Consider the following 25,217-nt stretch of genomic DNA (forward strand, 5'->3'; position numbering starts at 1 on the left):
GGAAGAGGACACGGACGATGTTCACACGCTTCACGCATGCCGCGGCGCTGAGCGCCCTCATCGCCCTGGTGGCCAGCGGCAGCGCCCTGGCGCAGGAGGGCAGCAGCGTCAGCCTCGGCGTCGGCTCCCAGAAGGTAATCACCGTTCCCGGGCTGAGCCGCGTCGCGCTGGGTGACCCGACCATCGCCGAGGTGAAGACGCTCGGCTCCGGGCAGCTGCTCATCACCGGCCTCGGCGAGGGCAAGACGACGCTCCTCGTGTGGAAGACGTCCGGCCAGCGCGTCAGCTACCTCGTCGCCGTCCGCAAGCAGGACCCCAACGAGGTCATCTCCGAAATCAAGCGCCTCCTCGGTGAAATCGAGGGCGTCTCCGTGCGCATGGTGGGTGACCGCATCTACCTGGACGGTCAGGCCTACACCACGCAGGACGCGGACCGCATCAACGAGGTGGTGAGCCTCTACCCGAACGTGAAGTCGTTCGTGAAGATTGCTCCCAACGCCAAGAAGCTGGTGGCGCAGAACCTCAACGCGGCCTTCCAGAAGGCCGGCCTCAAGAACGTCCAGGCCAACGTGGTGGGCGCCACCATCTTCCTGGAGGGCTCCGTGGAGAGCCAGCAGGACCTCCAGAAGGCGGAGCTCATCACCAAGGCCATCGGCGAGAAGGTGGAGAACCTGCTCGTCGTCGGCATCAAGCGGATGATTCTCTCCGAGGTCCAGTTCGTCGAAATCCGCCGCAACAGCCGCGACCGCTACGGCATCCGCTACCCCACGGACATCACCGGCTCCGCGTCCGCCACCGCGACGATAGCCCAGCAGCTCTTCCCCGGCACCGCCGGCCAGGGCGTGGCGAGCCTCGGCATCAACGCGGGCTCGGAGTTCTCCATCGGCTTCCAGGGCAATGACGGCTACGGCCGCCTGCTCGCGCAGCCCAAGCTGGTGTGCGCCAGCGGCGAGAAGGCCGAGTTCCTGGCCGGCGGCGAGGTGCCGATTCCGCTCATCACCAACAACCAGTTCGCGGTGGAGTACAAGAAGTACGGCGTCATCCTGAACCTGCGTCCCACCGCGGACCGCAACGGCAACATCCAGACGGAAATCGAGGCGGAGGCCTCGGAAATCGACGCCTCGGTGTCGGTGTCCTTCGGTGGCTCGTCCGCCATCCCCGGCTTCCGCACCCGCAAGGTGAAGACCAACGTCACCGTGCGCCATGGGGAGACCATCGTCCTGTCCGGCGTGTTCAGCCACGACGAGCAGAAGTCCGTCTCCAAGATTCCCGGCCTGGGTCACATCCCCATTGTCGGCGAGCTCTTCAAGAGCCGCGGCTTCGACTCGACCAAGCGCGAGCTGGTCATCTTCGTCACCCCGCGCATCGTCAACCCGGACTCGGACAAGGTCCGCACCATCATCGAGGACGTGAAGAGCCGCTACAAGCAGGCCCGCTCCGAGGTGAACTTCAACATCTTCGACTGACGCGGACGCCGCGTCCCTGGCGTGTCACGGGCCGGGCTCTCCCTACTTGCCAGGGAGGGTACCGGCCCGTCGCCTTGCGGGCAGGCATGCGGCGGCGGCTGGAGCTTTGAGGACGAAGGTGCGCTTGCTAGCATCCGCCCCCACCATGTTTCTCATCACCCTCGCGGAAAAGGGCGGCGGGACCGAGCAGCGCGAGTACGACAAGAACGAAGTCACGATTGGACGCCTGCCCGGCAACGACATCGTCCTCGCGAAGGGAAATGTCTCCAAGTACCACTCGCGCATCGTCGCCAAGGACGGGAAGTTCATCATCGTGGACATGAAGTCCACGAACGGCACCTTCGTGAACGGCAAGAAGATTGCCGCGCCGCAAGTCCTCAAGCCGACCGACCAGGTCTCCATCGGAGACTACATCCTCAACGTCGAGGCCCTGGAGGACGAGGGGCCGGCGATGACGCGCGCCGGGGCCCCGGAGGACGAGGGCTACGACGACGGTGAGGGGCAGTACGCGGAGGAGGAGCCATACGAGGAGGAGGAGGAGCCGTACGAGGAGGAGCCTCCCGCCCCCGCGCCCGCGGCCGGCCGCATGCCGGCGTCCATGGCCTCCGCCATGGCGAAGAACAAGAAGAAGGTCGACCCGCGCATCGAGCGCTACACGCGGCTCCAGAAGGAGATCCACGACCGGCTCATCGAGTACCTCGATTTGCGCCGCATGGACATGGACCGGCTCGGGGACGACGAGCTGTGGCGCCGCACCGAAAAGGCCATCCGCGACATCATCGACCAGATGGAGGCGGACGGAGAGCTCCCGGAGGACATAGACCGGGAGGAGCTGCTCACCGACGTCATCAACGAGGCGCTGGGCCTGGGGCCCCTCGAGGCGTTCCTCGCGTCGGATGAAATCAGCGAGATCATGGTCAACCACGCCAACCAGATCTACATCGAGCGCAAGGGCAAGCTGACGCTGGCGGAGAAGACGTTCTCCTCCAACCAGGCGGTGCTCGGCGTCATCGAGCGAATCGTCGCGCCCATCGGCCGGCGTATCGACGAGTCCAGCCCGCTGGTGGACGCGCGCCTCAAGGACGGCAGCCGCGTCAACGCCATCATCCCGCCGCTGGCGCTCAAGGGCCCCTGCATCACCATCCGCAAGTTCAAGAAGGACTCGCTGAAGATCCAGGACCTGGTGAAGTACAAGACGCTCACCGCGCAGATGGCCGAGTTCCTGGAGATGTGCGTGAAGGCGCGGCGCAACATCGTCATCTCCGGCGGCACGGGCTCCGGGAAGACGACGACGCTGAACATCATCAGCTCGTTCATCCCGGACGGTGAGCGCATCATCACCGTGGAGGACGCGGCGGAGCTGCAGCTGCCTCAGGACCACTGGGTGCAGTTGGAGAGCCGCCCGCCCAACCTGGAAGGCAAGGGCGCCATCACCATCCGTGATTTGGTGAAGAACTGCCTGCGCATGCGGCCGGACCGCATCGTCGTGGGCGAGTGCCGCTCCGGCGAGACGCTGGACATGCTCCAGGCGATGAACACGGGCCACGACGGCTCGCTCACCACGCTTCACGCCAACACGCCGCGCGACGCCATTGCCCGCCTGGAGACGATGGTGCTCATGTCCGGCATGGAGCTGCCGGTGAAGGCCATCCGCGAGCAGATTGCGAGCGCGGTGCACATGATTGTCCAGCAGACGCGCTTCAGCGACGGCACCCGGAAGATCTGCTTCATCACCGAGGTGTCGGGCATGGAGGTGGACATCGTCACCCTCCAGGACATCTTCTATTACAAGCAGGATGGCTTCACGGACGACCACAAGGTCCGGGGCCGCTTCGTCGCGTCGGGTTTCGTACCGAAGTTCTACGACGAGCTGCAGCGCAAGGGCATCCCCGTCAACATGAGCATCTTCCGGGAGGATTGACGCGTCATGCCCACCCTGGTCGTCCGTCTCCCCGACGGCTCCGAGAACGAATACGAAGTCACGGGCGAGCTGAAGCTGGGCCGTCTGGCGACCAATGACATCGTCCTCACCGAGGGCGGTGTGTCGCGCACGCACGCCAAGGTCTACGAGGACGGCGGCACCGTCTTCATCGAGGACACGGGCAGCGCCAACGGCACCTTCGTGGACGGCGAGCGCATTGGTGACGCCACGCCGCTCACGCCGCAGTCCGAGGTGGTGCTCGGCGACTACACGCTGCGCCTCAAGGCCGCGGCCGCTCCGTCGCGCTCCGGCCCGCGCCGCGCCGCGAAGTCCGCGCCGCCTCCCGTCGAGGAGATGCCGGTGGGCGCGGAGGGCAGCGGCGCGCGCGCCACCCGGGCGTTGCCGAGCATCAAGCGGCCCCCGCCCGGAGCGCCTCCGCCGAAGCGGCCCGCGAGGCCCGCGAAGCCGGCCGGTGCTCCGCCGGAAGCGGGCGGTGGTGGCGGCGCGGGGCCCATGCTGAAGGGGCTGGTGGGGCCGTGGGCGGGGCGGACGTATCCGCTCAAGGGCAAGGTGCTGGTGGGGCGGCAGCCTCCGGCGCTGGTGCTGCTGGAGGATGACTCGGTCAGCCGGCGTCACGCGGAGCTGGAGGCGACGGCGTCCGGCGTGACGGTGAGGGATTTGGGCAGCGCCAATGGGACGTTGCTCAACGGCGAGCCGCTGGGCCAGGAGCCCGTGGAGTTGCAGCCGGGGGACCAGCTCCAGTTCGGCGTGGTGGAGCTGTCCTTCGAGGCCGAGGAAGTGGCCCTGGCCGCGCCGACGCGGCGGGGCGGCGGGCCCATCCCCACGCGGCGCGGTGGGGCCGCGGCACCAGCGGAGATGACGGAAGGCGCGCCTGCGGGCCGCAAGAAGCTGGTGGTGGTGGCCGCCGGCGTGGTGGGCCTGCTGGTGGTGGCGGCGTTGGTGAAGGTGGCCATGCCGGGCCCGGCGCCGGTCGACACGGTGCAGAACCCCGCGAGCGCCGCGGCGGACCCCGCGGAGCAGATCCAGGAGCTGCTCAGCGAGTGCCGCTCCTACGCGTCCAACGAGCTGGGCTCGCCCAACTGGGCCCGCGCCGAGGAGTCGTGCACGAAGGCGTTGGACCTGGACCCCATCCACCCCGAGGCCAACACCCTCATCCGGCGCATCCGGCTGGAGAAGGAGGCCTTCGAGGCCTTCTCCGCGGGCGAGAAGGCGCTCACGCGCCTCAAGCCGGAGGAGGCGCTCGAGTCCTTCAGCAAGATTCCGAAGGAGAGCGAGTACTTCCGCCGCGGCAAGACGAAGGCGCGCGAGGCGGCCGAGCAGGTGACGAAGCGGGCGCTGGACGACTGCAAGCGCTACCTGGGCAACTCGCAGTGGAGCGCCGCGGTGCCGCGCTGCGACCAGTACATGGCCGTCTGGTGCCAGAGCCAGGCCAGGGAGGACCTGCAGCCGCCACTGGGCTACTCGCTGCGGCTGGAGGGCCGGCTGCGCCGCAACGAGTGGCGGCCGAAGGACTCGCTCTTCGTGCGCTTCCTCGTCGCGCGCTACAAGCTGGACCCCAACGCGGCGCCGTGGGTGTGCCCGGTGACGGAAATCATCGGCTCGGACGAGGCCGCCACCGACCCGCGCTCCATCGTGGACGCGGCGGTGAAGAAGCGCTTCACCAACAAGCTGATGCAGGCGGCGATGATGGACTACTGGGCCGGCCGCGGCAGCGAGGCGCTGGCCACCCTGCAGAAGGTGCGCTCCAACTACGAGGCCTCGCAGTTCCACGCCCAGACGGACGAGCTGATTCGCGTCATGTCCACGGTGGACCAGCTCTTCAAGAACGGCGAGACGTTCCTCGCCGGGGACGACCCGGAGAAGGCCGCCGAGCCCTTCCGCGAGGCGCTGCAGGTGGACAAGGAGCTGATGCTGGAGCTGGCCGAGTCCAAGCCGTCCTTCTACCGGCGCAACATCCTCCAGGACATGGCGGAGAAGTCCTACCAGCGGGGTAGGGAGTGGGCGGACCGCCAGGACCGGCGCCGCGCGTGCAGAATCTGGAAGCTGGGCTTCAGCTTCTACGCGGGCAATCCGGACCTGAACAAGGCGGCGGCCTTCTGCTCGGGCCTCGCCGCAGATGCCATGCGGGAGGCCGGCGGCTGCCCGGACCTCGCGGCCGTGCTGGACTACGCCGTCAAGGGCGACGGGATGGAGGAGAAGGTCGCGGAGAAGAAGAAGGAGCTGGGCTGCCCCTGACGCGACATGGACAGGGGCGGACGGGCGCGCTAGGGACGGGGCCATGGCCGACACCAGCCCCTCGCGCTCCGCGCCCACCCTGGTCCTCATCGACGCGTCCGGCTTCATCTTCCGCGCCTACCACGCGATTCCGCCCCTCACGACGAGCAAGGGCGTGCCCACCAACGCAGTGCTGGGCTTCACGCGCATGGTGCTCAAGGGGCTGCGGGAGCTGAACCCCACGCACGTGGCGCTCGCCTTCGACAAGGAGAGCCGCACGGAGCGGCAGAAGATTGACCCCAACTACAAGGCCAACCGCGAGGGCCCGCCCGAGGACCTCGTGCCGCAGTTCGGCCTCATCCGCCGCGTGGTGGAGGCGCTCAACCTGCCCGTGCTGGAGATGGCCGGCTGGGAGGCGGACGACGTCATCGGCACGCTGGCGCAGAAGGCCAAGGCCGAGGGCTTCTGCGTGCAGGTCGTCACCGGCGACAAGGACTTCGTGCAGATTGTCGAGCCGGACGTGCGCCTGTTCGACCCGATGAAGGAGACGCACACCGGGCCGGACGAGGTGAAGGCGAAGCTCGGAATCGAGCCCCGGCAGATGCGGGACTACCTGGCCCTCATCGGCGACGCGGTGGACAACGTCGCCAAGGTGCCGGGCATCGGCCCGAAGACGGCCACGGAGCTCATCCAGCAGTTCGGCGACGTGGAGACGCTGCTGTCCCGGCTGGACGAGGTGAAGAAGCCGAAGATTCGCGACGCCATCGCCGCGCACCGCGAGAGCCTGCTGCGCGCCAAGCAGCTCGTCACCTTCAAGACGGACCTGCCGCTGGACGTGAAGGTGGTGGACCTGGCGCGCAAGCCGGTGGACACGGCGAAGGCCCGCGAGCTCTTCACCGAGCTGGAGTTCTACGCGCTCCTCAAGGAACTGCCGCAGCAGGGGCTGCCGGAGGCCGCGCCGAAGGAGAAGCCCGCGCCGCTGGCCGCCGCGCACAAGCTGGTGGGCACCGACGCGGAGCTGAAGGCGCTGGCGGACGCGGTGCGCGCGGCGGGCTCCGTCAGCCTCATCCCCGCGTACGAGGGCCTGCCCTTCGCCGCGAAGCTGGTGGGTCTGGGCGTCGCGCTGCCGGACGCGAGCACGTACTACGTGCCGCTGCGCCATGGCGTGCTCGGCGTCACGCAGGTGAAGCCGGAGTCCTTCACGGCCGCGTTCAAGGCCGTGCTGGAGGATGGGGCGGTGAAGAAGGGCGGGCACGACCTCAAGGCCCTCACCCTGGTGCTGGCCAATGACGGCATGGCCCTGCGCGGCGGGCACGACGACGTGGAGCTGCTCAGCTACCTGCTCAACCCGTCGCGCCGCGAGCACGCGCTGGCGGACCTGACGCGCGAGCGCCTGCAGACGGAGCTTCCCGCGCTGCCTCCCGCGGCGGAGGGGAAGCGGGGCAAGAAGGACAAGGCGCTGGCGGACCACACGGTGGAGGAGGTGGCCTCCAGCTTCGCCTTGCGCGCGGAGGCCGCGCGGCGCCTGGCGCCGGAGCTGTGGAAGGAGTTGGAGACGGCGGGGCTGGCGGCGCTGGCGCGCGACATGGAGTTGCCGCTGCTGCCCATCCTCGCGGAGATGGAGCGGCGGGGCGTGAAGCTGGACACCGCCGAGCTGTCTCGCATCTCCGTGAAGGTGGACGCGGCCGTCGACGCGCAGGTGAAGGAGGTCTACAAACACGCCGGGCGCGAGTTCAACATCGGCTCCAACCCGCAGCTCGTGGAGGTGCTCTTCTCGCCGCAGCCGCAGGGCCTGGGGCTGCCCATCATCAAGAAGGGCAAGACGGGCCCGTCCGCGGACATGGAGGTGCTGGAGAAGCTCTCCGAGGAGCACCCGCTGCCGGGCGCCATCATCGAGTACCGCAGCCTGTCCAAGCTGAAGAGCACGTACCTGGACACGCTGCCCACGCTGGTGGCGGCCGACGGGCGCATCCACACCACCTACCACCAGGCGGCCACCGCGACGGGGCGCCTGTCGTCCACGGACCCCAACCTCCAGAACATCCCCGTGCGCACCGAGCTGGGCCGCGAAATCCGCCGCGCCTTCGTGGCCGCGGAAGGGCACCAGCTGGTCAGCGCGGACTACAGCCAGGTGGAGCTGCGGCTGCTCGCGCACATCGCCGAGGACCCGGTGCTCATCGACGCCTTCAACCACGACGAGGACATCCACACCCGCACCGCGGCGGAGGTCTTCGGCGTGAAGCCGGAGCAGGTGGACCGCGAGCAGCGGCGGCGCGCGAAGATGGTGAACTTCGGCATCGCCTACGGCCTGTCTCCGCACGGCCTGTCCGCGCGCCTCGGCATCCCGCAGGAAGAGGCGCGCGACATCATCGAGCGCTACTTCGCCCGCTACGCCGGCATCTACCGCTACCTGCGCGAGACGGTGGATACGGCGCGCAAGACGGGCTACGTGGAGACGCTCTACGGGCGCCGCCGGTACATGCCGGACCTGAGCTCGAAGAACCGCGGCGTGGCGCAGGCCGCCGAGCGCGCCGCCATCAACATGCCGATTCAGGGCACCGCCGCGGACCTCATCAAGAAGGCAATGCTCGCGGTGGACGCGGCGCTGAAGACCGAGGGGCTGAAGACCGTCATGCTGTTGCAGGTGCATGACGAATTGCTCTTCGAGGCGCCGGACGCCGAGGTGGAGCGGGTGAAGGCCCTGGCGGTGAAGGGCATGTCCTCGGTGGCGTCGCTGAAGGTGCCGCTCAAGGTGGACGTGGGCGCGGGCCGGAGCTGGGCGGACGCGCACTGACGCGCGGGGCGCGGGGCCGCAAAGAAGTGCGGGAGGAGCGCCCACCCCCGTAGGCGCCCCTCCCGCGTCCCTGCACCCCACCCGAAGCTCCAGCACCCCCACAAAAAGTGCCGACCCGTCCGACCGGCGAGTCGCGCGGACCCCCATCCGCGCGTCTTGCCAGCGGCTCGCGATGCGCGCTCACCACTCCCCAGTGGGAACACGCTCCCCAAAGGCGCGCCACGGGCCCCCACCCACGGCACGCTCCCTCCCGCCGGCCTCGGACACTCCCCAATATGGGCGCGTCAAGCCGGACGGGTCGGCAAACCCGACCAACCCCTTCCTCAGTGCATCGCCGGACGACCGTCCTTCGCGTCCGGCGTCGTGCGTTTCACTCGCGACGGCCGCTCGAAGTACTCGACCACCAGACCTCCAAAGCTCACCCGGGGGCCGTCCGCGCGCGGATCCTTGAGCCGCTGCAGCAAGGCCACCGCCGAGTCCACCGCCTCGTCCACCGCGCGGTTGATGCGCTCGCGCTCCCAGTCCCCGCCGCCCAGCACCTCCGCGGCGTCCACCAGGCAGCGCCGCAGCGCCGCGAATTCCTCGTACAGGGCGCGCGCGCCGCGCTCCGGCGACAGGCGCAGCACCGCCCGCGTGCGGCTCCAGGGGCTGGACTCCTCGCCCTCCAGTGTCCGCCCCACCTCGCGGATGAAGGGCTCCACCAGCCCGTCCAACTGTCCGAGCGGGGCCGCCGGATTGTCCGCCTCATGCGTGGCCAGCCGCATCCGGCGCCACAGCGCCGCGATGCGATCCGGCTGCTGGCGGAAGAACCGCGCCAGCACCGCCGCCTTACGTCCCCGCTCGTTCATGTCCAGTGCCTTCCGCATCGCGACGGAAGGCAATAGCAAGTCGGTTGCCAAGGCCCCGAGGACACCATTTCCGAGGGAAATCAGCCGCTTGGCCGTACCCCCAGGGCAGGCAGAGGAGCATGCAGCAGGTAAATTCTTCCGGGAGCCTGACTGTAGGGGTGTCAGAAAGACATGAGGGGCCCGGCCCCATGAGGGGAGCGCCCGCGTAGGTGCTCACGGGCTTGGGGAGTAGGGCCCATCGGGAAGCGCGGCGGCGGACGGCCCGCGGCTCTTCTCAGTGCAGGGTGGGCTTCGGGGGGCGGGGCGCCGTGGGGACCTCGGACTCGCCGGAGGTCTCCTCGGGCGCCTCGGCCGCCGACTCGTCGCCCACCAGGGGCAGCTCGTGGGGGCCGCTGACGGCCTCCTGTGTGTCGTGTGACTCCATCGCGTCCGGCTCGCTGGAGGCGGTACCGGTACCGGCGGGCCATTCGGGCCAGGTCAGGCTCGGTGCGGGGCTGGTGGCGTCCTGGCCGGGGAGCCCGCCCTGGAGCGCAGAGGCTCGCGCCGCCAGCACCCGCAGCGCGGCATCCTCCGCGGCGTCCTGGGCAGCCATCTCCGCCAGGCGCGCCTCCTTCTGCTGGCGCCTGCGCACGTACGCGGCGACGCACAGCGCGGAGGCCGCCAGCCACAGCAGGGCGGAGCTGGTGGTGAGGGGCAGCCAGCCGTAGCGCGCCGCCAGCCCCTCGCGCCAGTCCGTCTCCTCCACCAGGAGTGACGTGCGGAAGGCCTTGCCGAAGGCCTGCTCGAAGGGCTCGCCCTCGCGCACGCCGTCCACCAGCACGCCCATGGCCTGCGAGCCGAACTTCGCGGACAGGTGCGCCACGAAGGCGGCGCTCTGCGCGTATGCAATCTCAACGTCCGACGGGTGGTCCGGCCAGTCGTCGTGCAGGTCCTCGAAGTGGAAGACGCGCTCCTGCGTCACCGCGCGGAAGAGGGCGGAGTAGTGCGTCAGCGAATACCGCTCGCCGGTGACGTTCTGCGCCAGTCCCTCCTGGAACCAGCGCGGCCACTCCTTCGCGAGCTGGCCCAGCGCCACGTGCGCCATTTCGTGCCGCAGCGTCTGCTGCCCGTCCGGCTCGTGGAGGCTCAGTGCGTTCAGCAGGATGATTTGATGCGCCGGGTAGGCCAGCGCCACCGCCCAACCGGGAGGCTTGCCACCGGGTAGCGCCAGGGCCTCGAACTCCGCGCGGCCCACGCCCAGGCGGATTTCGGTGATGCCCGGCCAGTCGCGCCCGAGGATGGCGCCAAAGCTGTCGCGGATGCCTTCAATCTGCCCCGCCAGCTCCTTCGCGGCCACCGTGGCCGCAGCCGAGTGGAGGATGCGGAAGCGCTTCGTCGTCACCTCGCCGCTGACGAGGGCCGGGCGCTCGTGCGGCACCAGCGTGGCGTCGTTGATCACCAGGTCGCGCGAGTGCGCGTCGTGAAAGTCCACCGGCTCCTGGGCCAGGGCTTGGGGTGCGGCCAGCAGCAGCGGAATCAGGAGGAGCAGGTGGCGCATGTGCGGCGGCCTCACGTTTGCCCAGACATAACAGCCTCGACCCGCGCCGCATCAACCCCTACCACCTTCACCCGCTTGCGGCGCGATGCGTCACCAGCGATGAGCGTCACCTGCCGGCGGGGCACGCCGAGCTGCTTCGCGAGGAACTCCAGCAGGGCCGCGTTGGCCTCGCCGTCCACGGGGGGCGCGGCGAGCTGCACCTTCAGGAGGCCGTCGTGCTCGCCCACCACGCGGGTGCGCGAGGCGCGCGGCTGGACGAGCACCGCCAGCTCCACGCCGTCCGCCACGGCCTTCAGCCAGGGTGGCGCCACGGGCTATTCGCCGATGTTGGCCTTCTTCTGGGAGAGGTAGGCCACGTTGTCCTCCACGCGTGCGTAGTCGCGGTCCGCGAAGGAGGGGCCCTTGAACGTCTCCAGCAGCTTCTGGTGCGCGTCCAGCACCGAGCGCACCTGGGACTCGAACTGGGTGCGCTGACGCTTCAGCTCGTTGATGTCCTCCACCACCTGCACCAGCCGCTGGTGGGCGCCGTGGACAATCTTCTCCGCCTGGTGCTCCGCGTCCGCGATGATGATTTCCGCTTCCTTCTTCGCGGCGGCCTTCAGGTCCTCGCTGATGCGCTGCGCGGTGACCATCGTCTCCTGGAGGGTGCGCTCGCGCTCCTGGTGCTGCTCGAGCTTGAGCTGCGTGCGCTTCAACTCCTCCTTGAGCGCGATGTTCTCCTTCACCACCTCCTCGAACTCGCCGGCGATCAGCTCGAGGTGCGCTTCCACCTCGCGGCGCGAGAAGCCGCGCAGGGCCGTTTCGAACCGCTTCTGCCGGATGTCGAGCGGGGTGATCTTCATGGCCCCGCATTCTAACGCAGGGAAGTGACTTCTCCAGGAAACGGCCCCGGCCGGCCGGGGCGGCAACACGTCCGCTGGTGCACACGCGCCCGCCTGGAAGGGGGGCAGGCAGGCGTCAGTGGGGGGCCGGGTGCGGGGGCTCCCACTGGGAGGCCACGGTGCGCGCGGCATTCTGCACCGGGGCGGTGAGCCGCGCGTCCAGCGCCGCGTCCTGCACCGTGCGCCGCGCGGTGACGGTGCGCTGGAAGATGAGCCCGTTGAGGGCCTGAATCTTGAGCGCGTCCGGCATGCGCGGGTGGCGCACCACGTTGCCGAGGATTTCCTCCGCGCGCGGGTGCTGGAAGAGCGCCACCGCGCGGAGCGCCGCCTGCTGGATTCGCGGGTTGGCGTCCCACAGCAGCGCGGCCAGCGAGTCCAGGGCGCGCGAGTCCCCCAGCAGCGCCACGTCTTCAATCGCAATCGCCCGGACCTCCTCCGGCGCCGGCTTCACGGCCCACAGCAGGGCGCGCAGCAGGGCGGCGTCCTCCGGGCCGGTGGCATGGGGGCTCTCGGAGGCGGGCGGGGGCGGCGGAGGCGGGGTGGGGGCCTCGGAGGAGGGCGCGGGCTGCTCGCGCGCCGGGGCGGGCTTCGCCGGGGCGGCGGGACGGGGGCGGGCCGGGGCCTGGGCCCGCGCGGCGGTGGCCGCGAGCAGGAGTCCGGCGAGGAGCAGGGGACGCATAGGCCCCCGTTCTACCCCGAAAACCCCCTGCCGGAAGGGGCGGCCCGGCGCGGCGAGGGAGAGTTTTTCTTGACGCGATCTCCGATCGTGGGACCTTGGCGGTGCTACAGGCGTGTTGCAACAGGAGCAAGGGCTGATGAGCGCGGCGGTCGCGAACTGGCAGACGCTGGAGAACGTCGAGGTGGAGTGCACCCACTGCGGCATCCGGATGACCCTGCAGAATGGGAGCCGGGTGCGGTACTTCCGGTGTTCCGGGTGCCACCGCTGGGTGTCCAGCACCTATTCCGAGGTCTTCCGCGCGGACGCGAAGGTGCGCACCCACCCGGTGAAGGACACCGGCGCCCAGGACGAGCGCTTCCTCGAGGTGAAGGACCGGCTGGACCGCTGGCTGAACGCGCTGGAGGACCAGGACCCGTACCGGCTGCTCGGCGTGTCCCCGCTGGACTCCGAGGAGACGGTGCGCGCGCGCTACCACGCGCTGGCCATGGAGCGGCACCCGGACCGCGGCGGCTCCACGGAGAAGATGCGCGAGCTGAACGCGGCCTACGAGAAGATTCTCCGCCACCGCGCGCGCAAGCGTCAGGAGGCGCTGGCCTCGGGCGCCCCGGTGCGCACCGCCTCCGAGCTGCCCGCCCGCAGCAGGTAGGTCCAGAAGAGGGCCCCCAGCGACAGTCCCAGCGCGGCCTTCACCCAGGTGGGGAAGAGGCTGCCCGGGGACACGTAGCCCTCCACCACGCCGATGCAGGCCAGGAAGGGCGCGCAGCCGAGCACCAGCTTCACGGCCTCGCGCCCCCGCAGCGCCAGGGCCTGGCCGCGTGGCAGCTCGCCCGGGTCGATGAGCGCCTGGCCCACCATGAGGCCCGCGGCCCCGGCGATGACGATGATGGACAGCTCCACCGGGCCGTGCGCGGCGATGAAGTCCAGGAAGCCTCGCGTCATGCCCTCGCGGACGCACAGCGCGCTGATGGCGCCGATGTGCACGCCGTTGTTCACCAGCATGTAGAGCGTCCCCAGTCCGCCCAGCATGCCCAGGGCGAAGGTGACGATGGTGACGGTGAGGTTGTTGGTGGCGATGCCGGACGCCACCGAGTTGGGCGGCGCCACCGAGAGGATGTCGTCCGTCCACATGCGGCCCTGCGCCACGTACTGACGCACGCCTGGGGGCACCAGCAGCTCCGCGCCGCGCGGCTCCAGCAGCACCACCAGCGCGCCCAGCAGCAGCCCCAGGCAGAACACCGCGGCGCTGGCGCCCACGAAGCGCAGCTCGCGGCGCAGGGTGACGGGGAAGTCGCGCCGGAAGAAGTCGCGCACCGCGGGCCAGCGCTCGCGCGACGGCTGGTAGATGGCCGCGTAGGCCTGTCCGCAGAGCTGGTTGAGGAAGCGATGCGCGTCCGTGCCCGGGTAGAACGTCTGGGTGTGCGCCAGGTCCGCCGCCGCGCGGCGGTAGAGCGTGTCCAGCGTGCGCAGCTCCTCCAGCTTCAGGGCCCCGGACTTCTGACGGGCCAGCAGTGACTGGAGCGCGTCCCAGTCCGGGCGGCGCTTCGCGACGAAGGCGGGCAGCGGGAGGGCCACGTCAGACCTCCGCCCGGGCGCGGGCGCGCAGGAAGGCCTCCGTGCGCTCCGGGGACGCGAGCACCGCGGCCCGCGCGTCGTCGGACAGTCCGCCCACCCGGTCCACCAGCTTCTCGCCCATCCGCCGCCGCACGTCCGGCTGCAGGCCCTCCGCGCGCGACAGGAAGGCCAGCACCAGCTCCACCTCCTCCGGCGTCAGCGCGCGGGTGGCGCCCTCCGCGCCCGTGGCGGCGGGAGTGGCGGGGGACGCGGCGGTGTACTTGTCCAGGTCGATGCGCTCCTCACGCACCAGCAGCGTGCCGGCGAGCAAATCCCCCAGGCGCCGGTGCTGGCGCGTGAGCAGCATGGAGATGCAGCCGGCGGCGTACATCATGGGCAGGAAGTCCACCGCGCGGCAGAGGTTGCGCACCGCGCTCTCGTAGAGGCCCACCGGCGAGCCGTCCGCCCTCACCACGCGGATGCCCAGCGCGCGCTTGCCCACCGTCTGTCCGTGGAAGAAGACCTCGCCCACCGTCCAGTACAGCCATTGCGTGGCGAAGAGCCCCACCACCAGCAGCGTGCGCGCCAGCCCCGACAGCGCCTGCAGCGCGCCCAGCACGTCCGACACCACCAGCGTGAAGGCGAAGTAGGCCACCAGCCAGAAGAAGAACAGCAGGCTCGCGTCCACGAGCCACGCGAGGCACCGGTAGCCGATGCCGGCCACGGGCAGGGTGAGCGCCACGCGCTCGGGCGTGGCGACGTCCAGGTGGGGTGACGAGGCGGTGTGCATGTGGGCGCAGCAGCATACACGCCTGTGCCCCAGCCCTCGCGGGCGGGCGACCTGGCGCGTCATGTCTCGGTTTACTTGGATTCCAGGTTGTTGTAGGATGTGGACCGGTAAACGGCGGGCCCGGTACCGGGGGGCGGCGCTATCTCATACTGAACGCCAGGACCTGTCTGGTGTTGGACAGCGATGACGAACCGACGTCGGAAGCCCCTGGATCCCTCTCCGATTCATGCACACCAGACACTCCCGCCGGGGCTGGTTCGCGTCTGCGCTTTCCCGGTGTTAGGGTTTCATGCCGTAGGACGATGAAGTGGGCCGCGAGGAGGTGGCCCGGAAGGACGTTGGACGTAGTCGAAAGTCGAAAGCAGTCAGGAGTCGAGTCTTGTATCGGTAGACCGACCCCGAAGTGATTCAGCGGACGTGCTCGTTCTTCTCAGGCTTCTCCCCGCTGGCACCGGAGTTTCGGAGTCGGCTGTGGTCAACAGGTAGTTCCAGAAGTTTTTCGCCATGGCGGCTGGGGGGCCTTCGCATGGCAACATCCAATCAAGCAGCGATTCGTGTATCAATTCTCGAGGGACCGTGGGCGGCCTGGCAGGGGCTCGCCGAGGGTCTCCGCGGAGAGGGCGTGCAGGTATCCTCGGTGACGAGGGACGTGCGCCTCTTCCTCGATGGCCTGGGGACTGACCCGCCGCAGGTGGCGGTGATGGACGTGGAGGGAGACAGCGAAGCCGCTGTCGGCTGCTCCGTCACGGAGGGCATCAACCTCCTGCGGGAGGCGCGCAAGCGTCGCCTGGAGGTCCGGATGCTGCTCCTCTCCGCGGTGAGCCAACCCGAAATCATCTCGCAGTGCTTCGACGAGGGCGCCTCCGGCTACCTCTTCCGCGCGGGGCTCGGCACCACGGCCGTGGCCTCCGCCATCCAGTCGCTCGTGCGAGGTGAGCGGTTGTTCCCCGTGCAGCTCCTGCGCAACGACTTCGAGCACCCGCCCGTGACGTCTCCCACGGCCAGCGTGCTGCTCGCGCTCACGCAGCGCGAGCGCGAGGTGTTGGCGTACGTGGCGGGAGGCGCGGACAATCTCAAGATTGCCGCGCATCTCCAAATCGCCGAGCGCACCGTGAAGTCCCACGTCACGCAGCTCTACCGGAAGCTGGGCGCGGAGAACCGCACGCAGCTCGCCCTGCGCGCGTGCCACCTGGGCGTCCGCCCGCCGCCGGACCTCTGACCGGAGGCCGGCCCACCCTCTCCGCGCTTCACGCGAGGAGAGGGAGTCTCATGAAGTCGTAGGCAGAAAAAGCCACGCCCCCGAGCCCTGGCGCGAAGCCGGGCTCCGGGGGCGTGATGTTTCTGCTTCCGCTCGTCAGTTCTTCAGCTGCGCCTGCTCCTCCATCTTCTTGCGGAGGCTCAGGGGGCGCATGTCCGTCCAGACCTGCTTGATGTACTCCAGGCACTCGGCCTTCGGACCCTGCTTGCCCGCGTCCTTCCAGCCGAGCGCGTTCTCACGGTCCGCCGGCCAGATGGAGTACTGCTCTTCGTGGTTCACGACGACCTTGTAGAGGGTCGTGTCTTCGCGCTCGTCCGCCATGGTGTTCGACTCCTGGGAGTGGGGGGATTGTGTTCACAACCCCGAAAAAGGCGTCAAGCAGGGTAGGCCGGCGGCGCCACGGACACCAGCGACCGCCGATCACACCCGCTGTGAAGGTCTCCGGGGCCCTTGCGCTCAGCTCGCGGCGCGCAGGGCCTCGCGCTCCTTGGCCTCGTAGAGGGCCTGGATGTTGGCGCCGCCGAAGCCGCGCGCGGCCTGCCGCTGGATGACCTCGAAGAAGAGCGTGCGGCGCGCGTGCTGCGTGCGGGTGAAGACCTGGAGCAGGTGTCCCCACGCGTCGCGGTCCATGAGGATGTTGCGCTCCTGCAGCGCCTCGCGGCGGAAGCCGCCGAGGTCGCCGAGCCGCGACTCCAGCGCCTCGTAGTAGCCCGGCGGCGCGTCCAGAATCTTCATGCCGCCGCGGCTCAGCACGTCCACCGCGTGGGTGATGTCCGGCGACAGGAAGGCCAGGTGCTGCACGCCCGAGCCGCCATGCGCCACGAGGAAGTCCTCGAGCTGCCCGCGGCGCACGCCGGTGTACGGCTCCTGCATCGGGAAGCAGATGCGTCCGCCGGCGGTCTGCACCACCCGCGAGTTCATCCCGCTGTACTCCGTGCGCACGTTCTCCTCGTGCGTCTGCTCGAAGCCCAGCACGTCCCGGTAGAAGTCCACCGCGGGCAGCAGCGTGCCGCGCTCCAGGCACAGCGCCACGTGGTCCAGCGCGGTGAAGAGCTCCTCGCCCATCGGCGGCGTCTCCAGCGGCAGGTAGACGTCCGGCAGGAAGCCGCCCGCCGCGCCGTCGCGCTGGATGAACGAGTGCACCAGGTCACCCGGGCCGGCGATGGTCGCCTTCACCACGCGGCCGCCCGAGCCCTCGTACGTGACGGGCGCCATCACCGGCTTCGCGCCCCGGCGCACCGCCTCGGCGAAGGCCCCGGCCGCGTCCGGCGTGGCGAAGGCCACGTCCTTCACGCCGTCACCATGCGCCCGCACGTACTCCGCCACCGGCCCCGTCGACCCGAGCGCCGACGTGACGACGACTCGCGAGCTGCCCTGCTTCAACACGACGGAACGGCGTCCCTCCAGCCCGCTCTCCGGCGCCGCATGGGCCACCATCCGGAAGCCCAACGCGTGGCAGAAGAAGTACGCCGACAGCATCGCGTCACCAACGTACAGCTCCACATGATCCACGCTCGTGAATTCCACTCGAAGCTCCAATCCTGTTGGCGTGGCCGTCCATCGTCTTCCGGGGCGGCGGCACTTTCTGCCACTGGATGCAGTGATACATCCCTAGCATGAATCGCAGGTCTGACGGGAGCTTCGTGCATTTACGGCGGAAAGTTTGAAGCCGAGAATTCCTCGCTCCCCAAGAAACCCTATAGGTCACGGGTACTTACGAGGAGGGGCGCGCACGGGCCGATCTACCGCCTCATGACGCGTTCCGCCACACGGGTGTATTTGTCACGTGATTGAGAGCACCGGAATGCGCTCCTGACGGGGCGGTTCAGGGCGGAATCCACGCGCGCGAGACCTCATGAAACCGCGGCTCGCGAGCCACGGCTCTCCGTGTCGAGGTGTCAGGTGGAGGACGGAAGGCGTCCCCGGCACCGCGGAATCCGGCGCACCGGATTCCGAAGGCATTCACCCGTCGAGGGTGCGCGTCGCGCTCAGGGCTCGAGCTGGCCGCGAATCTCTCCGCCGTTGAAGTTCACGGTGTGGATGTTGACGTAGAGGTTGCCGTCGTTGAACGCGTCCTTCTCGTCGTCGTTCAGCGTCTTGGTCCCGGTGAAGATGCCGTTGACGTTGTCGGTGGTGGTGATCTCCAGGTTGAAGACGATGGGCCCGTTCTGTCCCCGGGCGGCGTTGTGCACGTGGGCGGCGCTGCCGGAGACGGGGAACAGGTCACTGCTCAGGTTGGTGAAGGTCCCGACGACCTTCAATTCATCGCCATCCAGCTCCGCGGTGACGGTGCCGGTGGCTCCGGTCGTGGTGGGCGGCACCTCCTGGTCTCCCGAGAGAGTGGCTTCCGCCTCCGTGTTGCCACACCCGGCGAGCCACAGGGCGCAGGCCACCAGGGCCGGTATGGCGAGACGTGTCAGCATGGGCTTCCGCATCGTGACGCTCCTGTCCCCACGTCCCGGCGAGGCCCGGCGCGGGGTACCGGACGCGGGGTGGGGCACGCTGCCGCGCCCCTCACGCGAGGCCAATCGGCCCGCGCGGCGGGGGCACAGACGGGGAGTGAACAAGCCTCGCGGCCCGCTTCGGTATCTGTCGGGCTGTGGCGTGCCGGTGACAGTTCGCCTGGGGACGCGGATACTCGCGCCATGCGCCTCCTCTCCCGAATCGTCACCGGCCTCGTGCTGCTGCTGGGCACCGCGTGGGCTGCGCTCGCCCTGGCCCTGACGGGCGCGGGGCCGGAAGGGGCGCACCTCGTGAGGGCGCTGCTGGCGCTGGTGCTGGGCGGGGTGGCCGTGGCCGTGTGGCGGCGGAGCTCGAAGCGGGCGGCGGTGGCCGTGGTGGTGGTGGGCTGCGTTGCCGTCTTCGGCTGGGTGCGGACGGTGCAGCCGTCGAATCAGCGCGACTGGGCGCCGGACCTGGCGCGCGCGGCGCGGGCGGAGGTGGACGGCACGCGCGTGACGATTCACGACGTGCGCGACTTCCGCTACCGGAGCACCACCGACTGGGACGCGAGCTGGTACACGGCCACGTACGACACGCGCGAGCTGACGGGGGCGTGGTTCATCGTGGAGCCGTTCTCCGGCTTCTGGGGCGCGGCGCACACCATGGTGAGCTTCGGCTTCGCGGACGGGCGCTACGTCGTCTTCTCCGTGGAGGTGCGGCGCGAGAAAGGCGAGACGTACTCCGCGCTGGGCGGCCTGTTCCGCCAGTTCGAGCTCATCTACGTGGTGGGGGACGAGCGGGACCTCATCCAGCTCCGCTCCAACCACCGCAAGGACGAGGTGTACCTGTACCCGGCGGACGCGTCGAAGGAGCGCATTACCGCCTTCTTCATGGACATGGTGGCGCGGATGAACGCGCTGCACGGGCAGCCGGAGTTCTACGACACGCTCACCAGCAACTGCACCACCAACCTCGTGCGCCACGTGGAGAAGGTGAGCGCGGTGGACGTGCCGTATGACCACCGGACGCTGCTGCCCGCGTACTCGGATTCGCTCGCGTACGAGCTGGGCCTCATCGAGAAGGACGCGCCGTTGGAGGTGGTGCGCACCCGGCACCTCATCAACGCGCGGGCGATGGCGGCCAACGGGCTGCTGGACTTCTCGCGGCGCATCCGCGAGTCGCGCGCCACCGCCGCGTCAACGCCGTGAGCCGCTCGCGGCCGTACCGGCCTCGAAGTGCTTGTCGTAGTGCTGCTGGAGGACGGCGAAGTAGCCGCGCTCCTCCCAGAGCTCCGCCAGCAGCCGGTCCGTCAGGGACTTCACCTCGGCGCTCTCCGCCGCGTCGGGCGAGCGGGGGCCCCGGTTCTTCGGGTTGAAGAAGGCGCGGGTGGCCTCGGCCATCAGCACGCGGCTGCTCGCGAAGAGCCGGCGCAGGATTTGGTTGACGGGGCGCGAGTCCACCTCCGCGCACGCGGCGACCATGGCGTCGTAGACCTTCCCCGGCACGTTGCCCTCCAGCGACTTCGCGTCGAGGTGTCCGCGCGCCACCGCATGGGTGAGCAGGAAGCCGTGGTGCAGGGAAGCGGAGGCCATGTCCACGCAGTCCTTCACCCACAGCACGAAGAAGACCTTCTTGAAGAGCCACTGCGCGGGGAGGAGCACCACGCCCTTGAGGAAGCTCATCAGGTGGCCGCCCAGCGTGCCGCTCACGTGCGAGCCCGCGAGCACCCGCACCGCCTTGTCCGGCGTGGGCAGGCCGTGCTCCCCGAGAATCTGCCGGACCATTCCCTCGCGCACCTGGCCCAGGGCGTAGTCGTCCAGGAAGGGCACGGGGATGAGCGGCGTGAGACCGGAGGCGACGGCGAGAAAGGCCACGCGGCCCGCCAGGGGCGGCAGGTCGTTCTTCGAGGTGGGGCTCGGCTTCGGCTCGGTCATGCCCTGTTCATATGCCAATCTCCTCCATCCATTGCGCGGGCCCGGTGCCTGTCCGGCTGGACGCCGGGCCGGCTGCTGGATGGAGAACGCTCAGGCCTTCCGCGAGCCGCCCGCATGCGGCAGCAGCAGGGAATAGAGCGTGCTCATCACCGGCGTGGGCACGCCCCGGGTCCGGCCTCGCCGAGCCACCGTGCCCTGGAGGTACTCGACCTCCAGCGGCTTGCCGGCCTCGAAGTCCACCATCATCGAGGGGCGCATGTCGGCCTGGAGTCCTTCCATGAAGGCCGCCACGTCCTCGGCGCGGGTGGTGGTGGCCACGCCCTCGGCGTTGGCGACGCGGAGCACCTCGGCCGCGGCCTCCTGGAACTGCTCGCGGAATGACGGCCCCGCATTCCTGAGCGGGCCCAGGGGAAGGCGGGCCGCGGTGCAGAAGCCGGACATGGGCGCGAGGAACGCGAGCTTCTCCCAGAGCGGCTTGCGTGCATCCGCCACCGCCTCCACGTTGAGCCCCGCGCCGGACAGCGTGTCGCGCAGCGTCTGGACGCGCGCGGAGACGCGGGACGTGTCGCCGAACACCTCGCCGAGGATGATGCGGTGGAGCGTGCCCGTCTGGGAGATGACGCCCGGCTCGGAGATGGCGGTGGAGATGTACGTGGTGCCGCCGATGACCGGAGCCGCGCCCACGGCGGCGGCGACCTCGCCGGGACTGTCCACGCCGTTCTGCAGCGTGAGGATGGCGGCGGTGGTGCCGCCCAGGACGGGCCGGTCCGACGCGGCGGCCAGCGTCTTCACCGTGGGAAGCACGGAGGGGACGTCGTAGTTCTTCACCGCGAGGACGATGACGTCCACGGGGCCCACGCGGGCCGGGTCCTCCTCGGCGCGCACGGGGACGGTGAAGTCTCCCTCCGCGCTCCGGATGCTCAGCCCGCGCTCCCTCATGGCACGCAGGTGCGCGCCTCGCGCGAGGAACGTCACGTCCTGGCCGGCGTGCACCAGCCGCGCGCCGTAGTAGCCGCCCACTCCACCTGAACCGACGATGGCGAATCGCATGGCGCGCACCTTAACGGCGCGCCCCGCTCTCGGCTGGGGCGTGTGAGGCCTTCCGTTGAGTGCTCGGAAGTCCGGCATGCCTGGTGCGCCATGCTCTTGGGGCGGAGCGAAGCGCACGCTGTTCACCTCGCACGCCGCGCGCACCGCATGCCCGGTGATGGGTGCGGTGCGGGGTCCGGCATGCTCAGCGCACTTGAATCGCGGGCGCCGCGGCCTGCTGCCACGCGAGCGCCTCGGGCGCGGGCATCGCATCGATTGCGGGCGCGGAACGGTGCTTCGCGAGGAACGCGGCGGCGCTCTCCGGGCTCGCGCACGCGCCGAGGATGTGCTCCGGAATCATGAACGCATTCGCGATGGCATCCGCCACGCGCTGCTCCTGGCTGCCGGCCACGAGCACCTCCACCACGTGCGGCGGAGGCGGCTGCAGCAGCGCGTTGCTCCAGTACGTCGCCGGAGCCGCCGCGGCCCACGACTTCTCCTCCGCCGCGCGGCAGAAGCCCTCGTCGAACGGGCGCTCCGACTCCAGCGCCTCGACGATGCTCGCCGCCAGGGCGAACGCGGACGCCGACGCCGCGTTGGCGCCCTGGCCCGCGACGGGGTCGTTCGTCACGTGCGTGTCGCCCACGGCCATGACGAAGCGGCCGTTTGTCAGCGGGGCCCAGCCCCGGCGCACCATCGGCGTGAAGGAACCCTGCAGCCAGTCCATGGGCCCCAGGAGGCCGAACTCCGCCGGATTCACGCGCTCGTACGTGGCCGGCGCGAAGCGGCGCAGCCGGTCCATCAGCAGCAGCTCGAAGGCGCGCGGGTCCGCGTCGTACCGCTGCGTGCTCAGCACCGCCAGCTCACCTTCTGGGCGTGCCTCCACGAGGAGGCTCGGAACGCGGCCGTGGCGCGAGACGACCTGCGCCTCGAAAATCTCACCCTGGCCGGGAATCAGGTTCGCGTGCATCCCAACCGGGTCCTGCATCCGCACGCCCTTGAGCAGCGCGGCGAACAAGAGGCGCGGGGGCTTCGTGTGCGGCGACAGCTCGGGGATGCGCGGGAAGAGCGCCGTCAGCCCGTTGCGGCCCGTGGCCACCACCACCAGCTCATGCTGCGTGGACAGCGTCTCCAGCGCCGCCGTGTCCACGGAGCGCACCTCCAGCTTGCCCCCGCGCGCGACGAAGTCCTCGGCCAGCCTCGGCTGGTACAGGCGGTAGTCGACGAAAATCGACGGGCTCTCCAGGGTGCCCCGCATCCCGAAGGACTGCGGCCCGTTCACGTGGATGCTCACCTGGTACATGTCCGCCTGCGGCCCGCCCCAGTGGTCCACGCCCAGCTCCCGCTCCCGGGCGCGCGTGGGCGAGTGGTGCGCCACCGTGTTCGGCAGCCGGCCCAGGCGCAGCTTCGCCGGGTCCTGCTCCGCGTACATCGTCACGGAGATGCCGTGGGACAGCAGCTTCAGTCCGAGGTGCAGGCCGGCCGTGCCGGCGCCAACGATGCCGATGCTCGCCATGTGTCTCTCCTCCGCGTCCCGCTTGCCGAAGTGGCTATGTCGGGATGGACCCCCCCAGGGACATGGGGTACCCGGACTTCCCGGGAAGGTCGGTGCTCATAGCACAATACGGATGGAGACTTTCAAATGGGTCACATTTGAATGTTGATAATTTTTGGAGAGCTTCGAATTTCCTCTCTACGCGGATGAGCTGGAGCCGGGTTGGGGAGACGTGGCGGAAGCGCCTACAGTCGGGGGGGATGAGCGTGTCCCTGGACATCGTGCTGGAAGTGGGCGACCTGGCGGCCACCTCCGCGGACGCTGTGGTCTTCAAGTACGCGCAGCGGCTCTACGGCGCGGCGGGAGCGGCGGCGGAGCGGCTCCGGGGCGTGGGCGTGCCGCCATCGCAGCTGGAGGTCCAACCCGGCGATTACCGCTTCGTGGAGACGCGCGGGAGCCTCGGCTCGCCGCTGGCGCTCTTCGTGGGCACGGTGCGGCTGGGGGACTTCGGCTACCACGAGATTCGCCAGTTCACCGTGCGCGCGCTGAAGGCGCTGGAGTCCCACTCGGGACTGAAGCACGTGGCGGGCACGGTGCACGGGCCCAACTACGGGCTCGACGAGGACGAGGCGGTGCTCGCCTTCGTCGGCGGCCTCGTCGAGGCCTTCCAGCGCGGCTCCGGGCCGCAGGCGCTGGAGCGCTTCACGGTGGTGGAGTTGAACGCGCAGCGCGCCAACCGGCTGCGCAAGGCGATGGAGCGCGGCCTCAGCGGCACGCCCGGCGTGACGGCGCTGAAGGGCGGGGGCTTCCGCGTGCAGCGGATGAATGCCTTCGTCCAGGCGCCGCCCATGGCCACGGCGGGCACGGTGTCCATGGCGAAGCCGCACGCCTTCGTGGCCATGCCCTTCGCGCCGGAGCTGGAGGACACGTACCACTACGGCATCCAGGGGCCGGTGAAGGCGGCGGGCCTGTTGTGCGAGCGCGTGGACCAGGCCGTGTTCGACGGCCCCATCATCCAGCGCATCCGCGAGCGCATCGACACGGCGAAGGTCGTCATCGCCGACCTGTCCATGGCCAACCCCAACGTGTACCTGGAAGTGGGCTACGCGTGGGGCAAGGGACGGCCCACCATCATGCTGGTGCGCGACGTGCGGGAGCTTCGCTTCGACGTGGCCTCGTACCGCTGCATCGTCTACCGCAACATCCGGGATTTGGAGACGCTGCTCACCCGCGAGTTGGAGCGGCTGGGCTGACGCTCACCACCCGCGCGCCGCCACGGCCCATGTGGCGTGCAACGCGCCTGCGCGCAGCACGTGCAGCCGCTCGTGCAGGTTGACGGAGGGGCAGACGTGGTTGGGCACCACGCGCACGCGCTCGCCCACGCGCGGGCGCCACGCGGTGGCGGAGAGGTCCAGCAGGCCGTGTTCCTCGGACAGCCCGCGCACCAGCACCTCCGGTCTGTCCAGCAGGGCGCCGTAGCCTCCCTCGGGCGCGAAGCCTTCCTCCTTGGCCAGCGCCTTGGAGCCCGCGTCGATGACGGCCTGCCCGGGCACGGCGGTGCTGACCACGGTGGCGAGCACGGAGTACGCGCACTCGCTCCACGCGCACGCGCCCACCGAGGCGGAGTTGCGGTCATTGAGCACGTTGATGCCCGGGCGAATCTCCGTGAGCCCGGCCACCTCGTGTGAGCGCCACAGCATGGGCGTGGAGCCGCCGCTCACGGTGTCGGGCCTCAGGCCCGCGGCGCCGAGCGCATCCACGAGGGCGCCCAGGCGCGTGGACTGCTCGCGCACCGCGGGGCCCTGCTCGGCCAGCGGTGAGCGCACGTGGCCCGGGTAGAAGAGGATGCCGCGGTACTCCACACCACGCGCGGAGGCCACGGCGCGCGCGAGGGCCACGGCGTCCTCGGGAGACTGCACGCCCACGCGGCGCATGCCCAGGTCCACCTCCACCAGCACGCCCACCGTGCGGCCCGCTTCGTCGGCGGCGCGGCCCAGTCCCTCCAGTGCCTCGCGCGAGTCGAGCGCCACGGTGAGCCGCACGCGGCGGGGCAGGGCCATGAGGCGCCCGAGCCGGCCGGCGCCCACCGGCGGGTAGGCCAGCAGCACGTCGTCTGCGACGGTGGACATGACCTCCGCCTCGCGCGGCGTGGCCACCGTGACACCCACCGCGCCGGCCTCGAGCTGGAGCGCGGTGAGCTCCACCGTCTTGTGCGTCTTCGTGTGGGGACGCCAACGCAGGCCGTGCTCGCGCGCGTACGCGGCCACGCGCCGGAGGTTGGCCTCCACGCGGTCCAGGTCCACGAGGGCGGCGGGGGTGACGAGCGAGTCCAGCGCGGTGGCGTCCATGCCGCGCAT

At 70.1% G+C, this 25,217-nt stretch carries 22 protein-coding genes; 8 read left to right on the plus strand and 14 right to left on the minus strand.

Going from position 1 to position 25,217, the window contains the following annotated elements; translation table 11 throughout:
- Window positions 1–17 precede the first annotated feature (17 nt).
- The 4 genes from ACVTJA_RS20370 (at window position 18) to polA (ending at window position 8,416) form a co-directional block, all read left to right on the plus strand.
- Window positions 18–1,466 (plus strand): type II and III secretion system protein family protein, encoded by a 1,449-nt coding sequence (locus ACVTJA_RS20370; protein WP_465838424.1) that lies wholly within the window; start codon window positions 18–20, stop codon window positions 1,464–1,466.
- Between the two features lie 145 nt (window positions 1,467–1,611).
- Window positions 1,612–3,387: an ATPase, T2SS/T4P/T4SS family gene (locus ACVTJA_RS20375; RefSeq protein ID WP_465838426.1), complete on the plus strand. Its 1,776-nt coding sequence runs from the start codon at window positions 1,612–1,614 to the stop codon at window positions 3,385–3,387.
- A 6-nt stretch (window positions 3,388–3,393) separates the two neighbouring features.
- The gene (locus ACVTJA_RS20380) at window positions 3,394–5,643 is read left to right on the plus strand and encodes an FHA domain-containing protein (RefSeq protein WP_465838428.1); all 2,250 of its coding nucleotides are present in this window, start codon (window positions 3,394–3,396) and stop codon (window positions 5,641–5,643) included.
- A 43-nt stretch (window positions 5,644–5,686) separates the two neighbouring features.
- Window positions 5,687–8,416, plus strand: coding sequence for a DNA polymerase I (polA, locus tag ACVTJA_RS20385; RefSeq protein WP_465838430.1), 2,730 nt, complete (start codon window positions 5,687–5,689; stop codon window positions 8,414–8,416).
- Between the two features lie 323 nt (window positions 8,417–8,739).
- On the opposite strand, the gene ACVTJA_RS20390 is transcribed toward polA, so the two are convergent.
- The 5 genes from ACVTJA_RS20390 to ACVTJA_RS20410 all read right to left on the minus strand — a co-directional run bounded on the left by ACVTJA_RS20390 (window position 8,740) and on the right by ACVTJA_RS20410 (window position 12,361).
- Window positions 8,740–9,282, minus strand: a complete 543-nt coding sequence (locus ACVTJA_RS20390) for a hypothetical protein (RefSeq protein ID WP_465840464.1) — start codon at window positions 9,280–9,282, stop codon at window positions 8,740–8,742.
- A 256-nt stretch (window positions 9,283–9,538) separates the two neighbouring features.
- A complete protein-coding gene (locus tag ACVTJA_RS20395; RefSeq protein WP_465838432.1) occupies window positions 9,539–10,801 on the minus strand; it encodes a peptidase MA family metallohydrolase in 1,263 nt (420 codons plus the stop codon).
- An 11-nt stretch (window positions 10,802–10,812) separates the two neighbouring features.
- A complete protein-coding gene (locus tag ACVTJA_RS20400) occupies window positions 10,813–11,112 on the minus strand; it encodes a DUF167 domain-containing protein (RefSeq protein ID WP_465838434.1) in 300 nt (99 codons plus the stop codon).
- 3 nt (window positions 11,113–11,115) lie between these two features.
- Entirely contained in the window at window positions 11,116–11,643 is a 528-nt protein-coding gene (locus ACVTJA_RS20405) for a DivIVA domain-containing protein (RefSeq protein ID WP_465838435.1), read from the minus strand.
- 115 nt (window positions 11,644–11,758) lie between these two features.
- Window positions 11,759–12,361: a HEAT repeat domain-containing protein gene (locus ACVTJA_RS20410; RefSeq protein WP_465838436.1), complete on the minus strand. Its 603-nt coding sequence runs from the start codon at window positions 12,359–12,361 to the stop codon at window positions 11,759–11,761.
- Between the two features lie 136 nt (window positions 12,362–12,497).
- Here ACVTJA_RS20410 and ACVTJA_RS20415 point away from each other — a divergent pair, with 136 nt between their 5' ends.
- A complete protein-coding gene (locus tag ACVTJA_RS20415; RefSeq protein ID WP_465838438.1) occupies window positions 12,498–13,007 on the plus strand; it encodes a J domain-containing protein in 510 nt (169 codons plus the stop codon).
- On the opposite strand, the gene ACVTJA_RS20420 is transcribed toward ACVTJA_RS20415, so the two are convergent.
- Window positions 12,941–13,933, minus strand: a complete 993-nt coding sequence (locus ACVTJA_RS20420; RefSeq protein ID WP_465838440.1) for a stage II sporulation protein M — start codon at window positions 13,931–13,933, stop codon at window positions 12,941–12,943. The two genes, ACVTJA_RS20415 and ACVTJA_RS20420, sit on opposite strands and share 67 nt — an antisense overlap.
- A 1-nt stretch (window position 13,934) precedes the next feature.
- Window positions 13,935–14,702 (minus strand): RDD family protein, encoded by a 768-nt coding sequence (locus ACVTJA_RS20425; protein ID WP_465838442.1) that lies wholly within the window; start codon window positions 14,700–14,702, stop codon window positions 13,935–13,937.
- A 526-nt stretch (window positions 14,703–15,228) separates the two neighbouring features.
- Between ACVTJA_RS20425 and fruA the strand changes: the two genes are divergently transcribed.
- Window positions 15,229–15,921, plus strand: a complete 693-nt coding sequence (gene fruA, locus ACVTJA_RS20430) for a response regulator transcription factor FruA (RefSeq protein WP_206728757.1) — start codon at window positions 15,229–15,231, stop codon at window positions 15,919–15,921.
- Between the two features lie 135 nt (window positions 15,922–16,056).
- On the opposite strand, the gene ACVTJA_RS20435 is transcribed toward fruA, so the two are convergent.
- The 3 genes from ACVTJA_RS20435 to ACVTJA_RS20445 all read right to left on the minus strand — a co-directional run bounded on the left by ACVTJA_RS20435 (window position 16,057) and on the right by ACVTJA_RS20445 (window position 18,395).
- Entirely contained in the window at window positions 16,057–16,281 is a 225-nt protein-coding gene (locus ACVTJA_RS20435; RefSeq protein ID WP_465838444.1) for an MbtH family protein, read from the minus strand.
- Window positions 16,282–16,416: 135 nt separating this feature from the next.
- Window positions 16,417–17,487, minus strand: a complete 1,071-nt coding sequence (hppD, locus tag ACVTJA_RS20440; RefSeq protein WP_465838446.1) for a 4-hydroxyphenylpyruvate dioxygenase — start codon at window positions 17,485–17,487, stop codon at window positions 16,417–16,419.
- Window positions 17,488–17,948: 461 nt separating this feature from the next.
- The gene (locus ACVTJA_RS20445) at window positions 17,949–18,395 is read right to left on the minus strand and encodes a CHRD domain-containing protein (protein ID WP_465838447.1); all 447 of its coding nucleotides are present in this window, start codon (window positions 18,393–18,395) and stop codon (window positions 17,949–17,951) included.
- Between the two features lie 210 nt (window positions 18,396–18,605).
- On the opposite strand from ACVTJA_RS20445, the gene ACVTJA_RS20450 reads away from it, so the two are divergent.
- Window positions 18,606–19,610 carry an Lnb N-terminal periplasmic domain-containing protein gene (locus tag ACVTJA_RS20450; RefSeq protein ID WP_465838449.1) on the plus strand — a complete coding sequence of 335 codons (1,005 nt, stop codon included), beginning with the start codon at window positions 18,606–18,608 and terminating at the stop codon, window positions 19,608–19,610.
- Here ACVTJA_RS20450 and ACVTJA_RS20455 read toward each other — a convergent pair.
- The 3 genes from ACVTJA_RS20455 to ACVTJA_RS20465 form a co-directional block, all read right to left on the minus strand.
- Window positions 19,599–20,336 carry a hypothetical protein gene (locus tag ACVTJA_RS20455; RefSeq protein WP_465838451.1) on the minus strand — a complete coding sequence of 246 codons (738 nt, stop codon included), beginning with the start codon at window positions 20,334–20,336 and terminating at the stop codon, window positions 19,599–19,601. The genes ACVTJA_RS20450 and ACVTJA_RS20455 overlap by 12 nt on opposite strands.
- Window positions 20,337–20,426: 90 nt before the next feature.
- Window positions 20,427–21,386, minus strand: coding sequence for a ketopantoate reductase family protein (locus tag ACVTJA_RS20460; RefSeq protein WP_465838453.1), 960 nt, complete (start codon window positions 21,384–21,386; stop codon window positions 20,427–20,429).
- Window positions 21,387–21,570: 184 nt separating this feature from the next.
- Complete coding sequence (locus tag ACVTJA_RS20465; protein ID WP_465838454.1) at window positions 21,571–22,881, minus strand: styrene monooxygenase/indole monooxygenase family protein; 1,311 nt, start codon at window positions 22,879–22,881, stop codon at window positions 21,571–21,573.
- A 239-nt stretch (window positions 22,882–23,120) separates the two neighbouring features.
- On the opposite strand from ACVTJA_RS20465, the gene ACVTJA_RS20470 reads away from it, so the two are divergent.
- Window positions 23,121–24,113 carry a hypothetical protein gene (locus tag ACVTJA_RS20470; protein ID WP_465838456.1) on the plus strand — a complete coding sequence of 331 codons (993 nt, stop codon included), beginning with the start codon at window positions 23,121–23,123 and terminating at the stop codon, window positions 24,111–24,113.
- A 3-nt stretch (window positions 24,114–24,116) separates the two neighbouring features.
- On the opposite strand, the gene ACVTJA_RS20475 is transcribed toward ACVTJA_RS20470, so the two are convergent.
- Window positions 24,117–25,217 (minus strand): D-TA family PLP-dependent enzyme, encoded by a 1,101-nt coding sequence (locus tag ACVTJA_RS20475; RefSeq protein WP_465838458.1) that lies wholly within the window; start codon window positions 25,215–25,217, stop codon window positions 24,117–24,119.

It is taken from the genome of Pyxidicoccus sp. M6 (assembly GCF_055568925.1).